Below are 10,269 nucleotides of genomic sequence, written 5' to 3'. Positions count from 1 at the left end.
TCTATCCGGTATTAGCCCCGGTTTCCCGGAGTTATCCCAGTCTTACAGGTAGGTTGCCCACGTGTTACTCACCCGTCCGCCGCTCGTTCCACAAATCTCATCCCGAAGGAATCGATTTGCTTCCCGCGCTCGACTTGCATGTATTAGGCACGCCGCCAGCGTTCGTCCTGAGCCAAGATCAAACTCTCAATAAAAGATTTGCACATAATGTGCGGATGCCGATGTTTCGACATCTGACCTTGCTCGCTTAAAAGCTAGCATATTGCTTATATTTCTTACTCGTTGTTTGATTCAGTTTTCAATGATCAAGTTGTTTTGCCTTTTTTTAAGACAGCTTTATTATATTATCATACTATCAACTTCTCTGTCAACATTAATTTTCAAATTGTTTCGTTTTGAAAAATGTTGTTGTCTTGAAGCGACGTTTAATAATATATCATGATTCTTTATCTTGCGTCAACAAGAATTAAGAAATAATTTATATCCTATTTTTACCTATCTACTGAAATGCTCACACTATCTATTACTATACCCTAATTTGATAGAATAGAAACGCCATCTCTTGAACATATTTGCTCAAGAGATAGCCTCTATTACTTCCTTATTTGTTTCTCATTTGAGGGAAAAGCAATACATCTCTTATCGATGGTGAATTGGTTAATAGCATCACTAGACGATCTATTCCAATTCCAAGACCTCCTGTAGGTGGCATTCCATATTCTAATGCTTCTAGGAAATCTTCATCCATTTCATGGGCTTCATCGTTCCCTTGCTCACGTTCCTTTACTTGCGCTTCGAAACGCTGACGTTGATCAATAGGATCATTTAGTTCAGAGAACGCATTGGCATGCTCACGTCCTACAATAAACAATTCAAATCGATCCGTAAAACGCTCATCATCTTTATTCTTCTTAGCTAAAGGTGAAATTTCTACTGGGTGTCCGTATACAAATGTTGGCTGAATGAGTTTTTCTTCCACTCTTTGCTCAAAGAATTCATTCATAATATGCCCAAATGACATAGTATCATTTATTTCAATTCCGTGCTCTTTGGCTAGTGCTTTGGCCTCTTCATCTGTGAGGTCCGCCCAAAAATCAACACCTGTATATTCTTTAATAGCATCCGCCATGTGTAGTCTCTTCCACTTAGGTGCTAAATTTATTTCTTCTTCACCGTACTTAATAGTAGTAGATCCATTCACGTCTTCAGCAATATGCGCAACCATATTTTCTACCAATTCCATAATATCATGATAATCAGCATATGCTTCATAAAGCTCAATCATTGTAAACTCTGGATTATGTCGGGTCGAAACACCTTCATTACGAAACACACGTCCGATTTCGTAAACTTTTTCTAATCCACCTACAATTAATCTCTTTAAATGTAACTCAATAGCAATTCTCATATATAATTCAATATCTAATGCGTTATGATGTGTAACAAACGGACGTGCCGCTGCACCACCTGGAATAGAGTGCATCATCGGTGTTTCTACTTCTAGGAATCCACGCTCATTTAGATAACTACGCATCGATTGAATGATTTTACTTCTCATTATAAATGTTTCTTTACTCTCTTGATTAGTGATTAAGTCTAAGTATCTTTGACGATAACGTTGCTCTATATCTTGAAGACCATGGTATTTCTCTGGTAAAGGACGTAGAGATTTAGTTAATAGGATAAACTCATCCGCTTTAACGGATAATTCCCCTACGTTTGTTTTAAAGACTATTCCTTTTACACCTACTATATCTCCTAAATCGGCAGTTTTAAAAACTTCATACGCTTCTTCGCCAACTTCATCTTTTCTTACATATAATTGTATCTGTCCACTTACGTCCTGTATATGAGAGAATCCTGCTTTTCCTTTCCCTCTCTTTGTCATAATACGACCAGCTACAACTGTCTCTATTTCTTTTTCCTCTAATTCCTCTTTTGATAATTCACCATATTGATTAATAAGTTCATTGGCTAAGTGAGTGCGAGGAAATTTATCTCCAAATGGGTCCAAGCCTTTTTGACGATGTGACTCCATTTTGTCTATCCGCACACGTACTTGCTCATTCAATTCTTCGCTCATTTTTTCACCTCTAGTATTTTTACTTGATAACGAACATGATAAGTTAAGAAAAGCGTAGGCGCCTTATTCCTCTTTTGCCAAAGAATAGCGTTACTCAAGACCTTGAGGGTGCAGGCGCCGGAGCTAGACAAATTTTCACTTTTAAATTTTATATTTCCTTATCCCTCAAAAAACCGCCAGCAACATTACTGGCAGCTGCCTTTATTCATTCATAGTATAGAAAACGTAAACCGGACTGTCAATGTTCACTATCTATCTCCTAGCTATTAAAATCAGTAACTTTCTGAATACCTTTTTTCTCAGCAGTAGGAATAAGAGAAAGTAACTCTTTGATAGTCTTACAAGCAATCGGATGGACAAACGATTCTGCAATTTCAGCTAGTGGTACGAGCACGAAGCCACGTTCATGCATTCTTGGATGAGGGACGGTCAGTTGTTTCGTCTCCACTATTTCATCATTATATAATAGTATGTCCAAATCAACAGTGCGTGGCCCCCATCTTATTTCCCGTTCTCTTCCCAAGGATCTTTCAATGCTTTGACAAACCTCTAGTAATTGAGATGGATTTAGTTCCGTATCGACCTCTACTACCATATTTAAAAATTGCGATTGATCTGTATAACCTACTGGATCTGTTTCATAAATGGATGATTCACGAACTAGTCTCACTGTATCTGCCGCTAATTGTCGAACCGCTTCTTTCAAATAGAAGTGACGTGGCTCTATATTGGATCCTAATGCAATATACGCTTTATTCATTGCTTCTCTCACGGTATATCTCCACAGCAACAGATTGATAATTCCCCGGAATAGGTGGATCTGGTTTAATGACCTTTACCCTACATGCTGTCAGTAAAGAAAAATTTTGAAATAGCTCCATCGCTATTTGATGTGCAACTGCCTCAATCAAATTCTTGGATGGGCCTTCTACAACATTCTTAACAAGTTGAAAAGCATGTCCATAGTCAATTGAATATTCCATTTGATCCGTTTCGCCCGCTTTTTTTAAGGAAGTATGTAAGTCTACGTCCACTAAAAATCTTTGCCCTAGTTTCTTTTCTTCGGGGAATAAACCATGATAACCGTAAAACTCCATCGTTTGTAGTGTGATTTTATCCACTTGTACTCAATCCTTTTCCTAACAACTTGTCCATCATCTTTACTGCCTGTGTATGCATTTCTACATTATGTACTCGAATAATTTCGGTTCCTTTTGTCATTCCGTAGCATACTGTTGCAACCGTCCCTACATCTCGTTGGTCAACAGGCAATTGGAGTGTGTTCGCGATGATAGATTTACGAGATGTACCTAATAACACTGGATAATCCAACTCTCTTAATCGTTCCATTTCTCTCATTACTTGTACATTCTCTTCATATGTCTTTGCAAAACCAATACCCGGATCGATAATAATATTTTCAGGTAATACTCCACTATCCAAGGCAATTTGGATACTCTCTGACAAGTCTTTGATGACGTCATCCATTAATGACGAATATACAGGTGTTTCTCGATTGTGCGTCAATATGATTGGAGCACTATATTGTGCTGCGACCTTAGCAATAGCCGGTTCTTTTTTAGCTCCCCAAATATCATTAATAATAGAAGCGCCGTTTTGCAACGATAATTCCGCGACGTTCGCCTTATATGTATCAACAGATATAGGTACATCTATTTGCTCAGAAACTGCCTTTACTATTGGTACCACACGATTGATTTCCTCTTCTTCGGATACAGGAGTATGACCTGGTCTTGTTGATTCACCACCAATATCAATGATGTCTGCTCCCTGTTGAACGAGTTGTTTGGCATGTTCAATAGCTCGGCCTACTTCGTTATAGTTGCCTCCATCCGAGAAAGAATCAGGTGTTACATTAAGGATACCCATTATTAACGTTTTATCTGCATATTTATATGTCTTTTTATTCGTCTTTAACATCGGGTACATGACATATACCTTCTTCCTTTGTATATTACCTACATATATAACAAAATATTATAGCATAAGTATTCTTATAGTTAAAATAAGAAAGAACGAGTCCGTACGTGTCGTCTCACCCTCATTTGCCACCATAAATAAAAAGGCCTCTTCATGAAAGAGACCTTTTCGCTATTTAATCTTCAAATTGAAAAAGTGGTGTGGATAGATAACGCTCTCCGTTACTTGGGATAACCACCAAGACCTTTTTACCTTTTCCAAGTTCTTTTGCAACTTGTTGAGCTGCATAAATAGCTGCACCAGAGGATATACCGCCTAATACACCGTCTTTTTTAGCTGCTTCACGAGCTGTTTCAAATGCCTGCTCATTTTCAACAGTGATCACTCCATCATACACGTCTGTATCTAGTACATCCGGTACAAAACCTGCACCAATTCCTTGAATTTTATGTGGACCAGGCTTTTCGCCAGATAAGATTGCTGAATCTTTTGGCTCTACCGCATAAAGTTTTATATTAGGATAGTTTTCCTTTAATACTTTACCTGCACCGGTGATTGTACCACCAGTTCCAATTCCAGATACGAATGCATCTAGCTGGTCACCCATTTGTTCTACGATTTCCTTACCTGTTGTTCTAGCGTGTACTTCTGGGTTCGCTTCATTTTTAAATTGTTGAGGCATAAAGTAACCATTTTGCTCCGCAAGTTCCCCTGCTTTAGCAATAGCCCCTTTCATTCCTTCGGCACCTGGCGTAAGAACTAATTCAGCACCATATGCACGAAGAAGATTACGTCGTTCCACACTCATTGTGTCAGGCATTACTAAAATAGCTCTGTATCCTTTAATTGCAGCTACTAAAGCAAGTCCAATTCCTGTATTACCACTTGTTGGCTCAATAATTGTCTCGCCTTCTTTTAGTTTACCTTCTTTTTCCGCAGCCTCTACCATTGCTAAAGCAATACGGTCTTTAACTGAGCTTCCAGGGTTCATAAACTCTAGTTTAAGGTAAATTTCTGCACCTTCTGGGTCTGCCGTACGGTTTAACTTCACAATCGGTGTGTTACCAATTAACTCTGCCATGTTATTTGCTACTTTCATCCTATATCCTCCTCTAATTCCCACTATCATAATGGGTATTGTATGGTTTTAGCTTACGCAAATCGTGGTTATCTGTCAACAATGCGAACTGAACGGTTACTCCTTTTCATAAATCATTTCGACATCTGATTCATTCCATAGATCTTTTGCATTCAAATCAGAAGGATACTCATCCAAGATTACATCTTGACGTACTTCCCGGTAAGCCTCTTCATACGTAAATTCTATAGCTGGTAATATTCTATGCAATTTAACAATCACATATCCTCCATTTAGCAAATACGGATCGCTATATTCTCCTTCATCCAACTCTTCTGCTATATCAAAATAAATTGCAGGTAAAAAATTAGTTGTATCCGAATAATAACCTAAGTAGCCATCGTTTTCATTGGTATCTTCGTCTATGCTGTATTGATTTGCAAGACTTCCGAATTTTTCCCCATCATCTAGTAACTCTTTAACTCGATTTGCTTCTTCTTGCGTAGCCACCGTAATATGGGAAAACTGTAGCATTTCAGAGAATTGATATTGATTTTTATACGTATCAAAATACTCTTCTAATTTCGAGTCCTCCACGGCAGAGTCTTCTATCAACAATTCTTGCAGGAAGAATCGATACTCAATTTGCTCCTGCCATTTCTCACGCAATTGTTCTTCTTTCTCCTTTGATAGTACCCCATGCATCATATACATGCGCGCTAGTTCTCTCTCCATAAACTTCTCAGGTACTTCTAAATTCTTTTCCTCTGCTAATTGTAATACAACCTCTTTGTTCACCATATCTGTTAATACTTTCTTTCCATATTCATCAAATAATTGTTGTTGCCAATCGTCATAGTGAATGTCATGATTCCCGATTTTAGCGACATGTTTTACAGACTGGTCTATTTCTTTATCCTCGATGATAATCTGATGCTCTGTTCCTTCTCTGTTGGTTGCTATCTGAAAAATGAGCAAAATTAATAAGATTAATATGATAATCCAAAGTACGACTCTCGGTATCCTCACCCTGTCTTCCCCCTAGTTTGTCTTCAGAGCTTCCAATTCCTCCACATTAAAACGGTAAATTTCGTTACAGAAGTTACATGTTGCTTCTGCGCCTTTATCTTCTTTAATCATTGAATCAATTTCATCGTTACCTAAACTAATAATCGCATTTGAAATCCTTTCTCTTGAACAAGGGCAATGGAACGTAACTGGCATTTTTTCGTGAATCGTTAAGTCATTGCCTAATACAACCTCCAACACTTCTTCGGGTGATTTCCCTTCTTGGATAAGTTTAGATATAGGAGGCATATTTTCGATGCTCTTTTCAATTTTCGATATCGTAAATTCACTTGCACCCGGAAGCAATTGAACAATGAAGCCGCCCGCAGCCAGTATCGTATAATCTGTATCCACTAGAACCCCTGCGCCAACTGCAGAAGGAACTTGTTCAGAATTAGCTAAATAATACGTAAAATCCTCGCTAATTTCGCCAGACACAATGGGAACTTGCCCTGTAAAATGCGTCTTTAATCCAAGATCTTTTACAATACTCAACGTTCCTTCCGTTCCAACTGCTCTTCTTACATCCAGCTTTCCTTGTGCATTCGATTCAAAATCAACGTGAGGGTTCGTACAATAACCTCGTACTTCACCTTTTGCATTAGCATCTGCAACAATCGCACCCATTGGACCATTTGCTTCAATTTTTACGGTTAATTTGTCTTCTCCCTTAAGCATAGCTCCAAGCATAGTAGAAATGGTAATCGTTCTTCCTAATGCAGCAGAAGCTGTCGCCCATGTATCTTGTCTTCTCCTAGCTTCTTCTACGGTTTCTGTTGAGCGAATCGCATATGCTCGTACTTCTCCATTAAAGGCGGTTGCTTTTAACAAATAATCTGTCATAGACCATAATCTTCCTTTCCTTCTTGCATCTACTTATTTTTTTTATAAATATAATATAGACCTTTCAGCGTCAGATAAGGATCAACCTTATCAATACTCTTCGCATCCTTCGCTATCAAATTTGCTAGACCTCCTGTGGCGATAACCGTTGGGTTTCCATTAACATTTGCCTTCATTCGTCTAACAATTTCCTCCACTTGACCGACATATCCATAATATACCCCTGACTGCATAGCTTCTACTGTAGATTGACCAATAATATTTTCTGTCCTTTTCAGTTCTATCTTTGGCAACTTTGCTGCATTTCGATATAGAGCATCTAACGATATATTAACTCCTGGAGTAATCAATCCACCTACATATGCTTCTTCTTCATTAATATAACAGTAGGTTGTAGCTGTACCAAAATCAACGATAACCAATGGAGCACCATATTCTTCGATTGCTCCGACTGCGTTCACAATTCGATCAGCACCTAATTCGTTTGGATTCGGATATGTTAGTTTTAGAAAATCCTTCACGTTGTCAGCACCAATTATCATTGGATTACAGCGAAAGTATTTCTTACTCATTCGCTCTAGAGCGAATAAAATAGGTGGTACAACGGAAGAGATTATTATATCTTTAATATCTCCAAGAGATAGACCCTCATGTTCTAATAATGATTTAATAAACATACCAAATTCATCTTCTGTTTTATACTTGTCTGTTTTCATTCGCCATTCGTATTTTAACTCACCTTGATCAAACACACCTAAAACGGTATTCGTATTTCCCACATCTAATACAAAAATCATAATTTTCCTCCGATTATGGAATCTTTGTTCATATTGTATAGTTTAAAGATACGGCTATTCAAGCATTAAGTCATTTAATTTATCTTCCCAGCACTATAAAAATTTATCCTCTTTTCTTTTAGATGTGGTTTGATTATCTATCTGTCTGTTCCCGGAGCAAAAAGTTCGAAACTAGAAAGAGGATGGACCTTGATAGATTGATTATCTATAATAAGTCAAAACAAGGCTAAATCCAGGGCACAATTCGCGACTGAGCAGAAAAAAACGACCCAAAATGCCTTTAAAAGCATTCTGAGTCGTTTCCTATTTGCGATCTACTATAAAAATAGATTAATCGTTTTTCTTTTCTTCTTCGTTCTCTGGCTCTTTCTCTGCCTCACTAGGATTTGGCTCTTCGGAAGAATCCGGCGCATTCGTCTGTACATCTTCCTGTTTTGACTGAATATTGACACGAACTTCATCATTCTCTCGTTCCACTTTAGCACTTTCAGCTTCTGCACGTGCTTTAGCTTCTTGTCTTTCTTTCTCAGCCTTTTCCTTTTCCAAACGTGCTTCTTCCTCTAATTCTTCAGGAGTAGGAAGTCTACCTTTTTCGAAAAGAGACTTAATTTGTTTCGCATCTAGCGTCTCAATCTCTAATAAGGTTTTAGCAATTAATTCTAACTTATCTCTATTTTCATTTAAGATATCTTTCGCTCGTTTATAACAATACTCAATGAAATTTTGCATTTCCTGGTCAATTTCATAAGCAATCGCATCACTATAGTTTTGCTCTGATTGCATATCTCTACCAAGGAACACTTGACCACCACTACTACCAAATTGGAGTGGTCCGATTTTATCACTCATACCGTATTCCATAATCATCTTTCTCGCAATACCAGTTGCTCGTTGGAAATCGTTATGAGCTCCTGTACTTACTTCTCCAAAGATAATTTCTTCTGCTACTCGACCACCGAGCAAGCCTGTAATCTTATCAAATAATTCTGGCTTTGTCATAAAATAACGATCTTCACGAGGAAGCATTACAGCATATCCACCCGCTTGGCCACGAGGAACAATTGTTACCTTATGTACCATATCCGCGTCATCCAGTACCATACCGATTACTGTATGACCACTTTCATGGTAAGCCACAATATTACGTTCTTTCTCGGAGATAACACGACTCTTCTTAGCTGGTCCAGCAATAACACGGTCTATTGCCTCATCTACATCAATCATCTCAATTTGCTTCTTATCTGCACGAGCAGCTACTAACGCCGCTTCGTTAAGAAGGTTTTCTAAATCTGCTCCTGAGAATCCTGGTGTACGCATTGCAATTGTTTTTAAAGACACATCGTTTGCTAATGGTTTGTTTCGAGCATGTACTTTTAATACATCCTCACGACCTCTAAGGTCTGGTCTATCTACTGTAATTTGACGGTCAAATCGACCTGGTCTTAATAGGGCTGGATCTAAGATGTCAGGACGGTTTGTCGCAGCGATAATAATGATTCCTTCATTTTCACCGAATCCATCCATTTCTACAAGTAACTGGTTTAATGTTTGCTCACGCTCATCATGTCCACCACCAACACCAGCTCCACGCTGACGTCCTACTGCATCAATCTCATCGATAAAGATGATACAAGGTGCATTTTTCTTTGCATTCTCGAATAAATCACGGACACGAGAAGCACCTACACCGACAAACATTTCCACAAAGTCAGAACCACTGATACTGAAGAAAGGTACACCTGCTTCACCTGCTACTGCACGAGCAAGCAATGTCTTACCTGTACCAGGAGGTCCTACTAATAGAACACCTTTTGGTATGGTAGCACCGATTGCTGCAAACTTACGAGGGTCTTTTAAGAAGTCAACAACCTCTACTAATTCCTGTTTCTCTTCATCTGCACCGGCTACATCTCTAAAACGAACCTTTTTCTTATCTTCACTGTACATTTTCGCTTTACTTTTACCGAAGTTCATAACACGGCTTCCGCCACCCTGAGCTTGGTTGAGTAAAAAGAAAAACAAAATAAATATTATAACAAATGGAATCATCGTCGTTAAGAACGTAACCCATCCATTTGGTCGCTCTTCTTCTAGTGTAGTTAGAATATCTTGTTCCATACCTTTATTCGTTACATCTTCTACAATTGCTGGACTGTTAGGAATATGTGTGATAAATGTTTTATCCTCTTCCTTCAGTTCACCAACAATACGCATTACACCATTTGATGGTCGCATCTCCATTGATTCAATTTGTTTATTGTCCAATGCGTGTACAAAGTCACTTACTTTATACTCTTCCGCTTGATTGTTTTGGTTACTAAAAACGGATATGATCCCAATTAACACAATAAATATGAACAAATAGAGGACCACGTTGCGTATTATCCGATTCATTGACTACCTCCTCCCGATAACGAAAAAACTATAGTAAATAGTAACATATTGGAAGCCAACATTAC

The 10,269-nt window shown here is 38.3% G+C and carries 9 protein-coding genes and 1 rRNA gene; all 10 read right to left on the bottom strand.

All coding sequences use genetic code 11. From position 1 onward, the window contains the following. Positions 1–194: ribosomal RNA gene (locus GGQ92_RS13850) — 16S ribosomal RNA — on the bottom strand; the annotation flags it as partial. Positions 195–601: 407 nt separating this feature from the next. Continuing rightward, positions 602–2,083, bottom strand: a complete 1,482-nt coding sequence (lysS, locus tag GGQ92_RS13845) for a lysine--tRNA ligase (RefSeq protein ID WP_184250182.1) — start codon at positions 2,081–2,083, stop codon at positions 602–604. 259 nt (positions 2,084–2,342) lie between these two features. Next, on the bottom strand, positions 2,343–2,843 hold the full coding sequence (gene folK, locus GGQ92_RS13840; RefSeq protein ID WP_184250187.1) for a 2-amino-4-hydroxy-6-hydroxymethyldihydropteridine diphosphokinase: 501 nt from the start codon (positions 2,841–2,843) through the stop codon (positions 2,343–2,345). Then, complete coding sequence (folB, locus tag GGQ92_RS13835; RefSeq protein WP_184250179.1) at positions 2,836–3,204, bottom strand: dihydroneopterin aldolase; 369 nt, start codon at positions 3,202–3,204, stop codon at positions 2,836–2,838. Before folB ends, folK begins: the two co-directional genes overlap by 8 nt. Continuing rightward, the gene (folP, locus tag GGQ92_RS13830) at positions 3,197–4,033 is read right to left on the bottom strand and encodes a dihydropteroate synthase (protein ID WP_184250176.1); all 837 of its coding nucleotides are present in this window, start codon (positions 4,031–4,033) and stop codon (positions 3,197–3,199) included. The genes folB and folP overlap by 8 nt, the downstream gene beginning before the upstream one ends. Positions 4,034–4,199: 166 nt before the next feature. Then, positions 4,200–5,123, bottom strand: coding sequence for a cysteine synthase A (cysK, locus tag GGQ92_RS13825; protein WP_184250173.1), 924 nt, complete (start codon positions 5,121–5,123; stop codon positions 4,200–4,202). 96 nt (positions 5,124–5,219) lie between these two features. Then, on the bottom strand, positions 5,220–6,131 hold the full coding sequence (locus GGQ92_RS16615; protein WP_184250170.1) for a peptidyl-prolyl cis-trans isomerase: 912 nt from the start codon (positions 6,129–6,131) through the stop codon (positions 5,220–5,222). 12 nt (positions 6,132–6,143) lie between these two features. Beyond that, a complete protein-coding gene (hslO, locus tag GGQ92_RS13815; protein ID WP_184250167.1) occupies positions 6,144–7,013 on the bottom strand; it encodes an Hsp33 family molecular chaperone HslO in 870 nt (289 codons plus the stop codon). A gap of 29 nt (positions 7,014–7,042) precedes the next feature. Next, a complete protein-coding gene (locus tag GGQ92_RS13810) occupies positions 7,043–7,810 on the bottom strand; it encodes a type III pantothenate kinase (protein WP_184250164.1) in 768 nt (255 codons plus the stop codon). A 330-nt stretch (positions 7,811–8,140) separates the two neighbouring features. Next, a complete protein-coding gene (ftsH, locus tag GGQ92_RS13805) occupies positions 8,141–10,204 on the bottom strand; it encodes an ATP-dependent zinc metalloprotease FtsH (protein WP_184250161.1) in 2,064 nt (687 codons plus the stop codon). Positions 10,205–10,269 lie beyond the last annotated feature (65 nt).

The sequence above is a fragment of the Gracilibacillus halotolerans genome (assembly GCF_014206945.1).
GTDB lineage: Bacteria > Bacillota > Bacilli > Bacillales > Amphibacillaceae > Gracilibacillus > Gracilibacillus halotolerans.
This window is presented reverse-complemented; position numbering and strand designations above follow the sequence as displayed.

Coding starts and splice junctions, on each gene's coding strand:
- lysS (WP_184250182.1), bottom strand. CDS start 2,083: ATGAGCGAAGAATTGAATGAGCAAGTACGTGTGCGGATAGACAAAATG.
- folK (WP_184250187.1), bottom strand. CDS start 2,843: ATGAATAAAGCGTATATTGCATTAGGATCCAATATAGAGCCACGTCAC.
- folP (WP_184250176.1), bottom strand. CDS start 4,033: ATGTACCCGATGTTAAAGACGAATAAAAAGACATATAAATATGCAGAT.
- cysK (WP_184250173.1), bottom strand. CDS start 5,123: ATGAAAGTAGCAAATAACATGGCAGAGTTAATTGGTAACACACCGATT.
- hslO (WP_184250167.1), bottom strand. CDS start 7,013: ATGACAGATTATTTGTTAAAAGCAACCGCCTTTAATGGAGAAGTACGA.
- GGQ92_RS13810 (WP_184250164.1), bottom strand. CDS start 7,810: ATGATTTTTGTATTAGATGTGGGAAATACGAATACCGTTTTAGGTGTG.
- ftsH (WP_184250161.1), bottom strand. CDS start 10,204: ATGAATCGGATAATACGCAACGTGGTCCTCTATTTGTTCATATTTATT.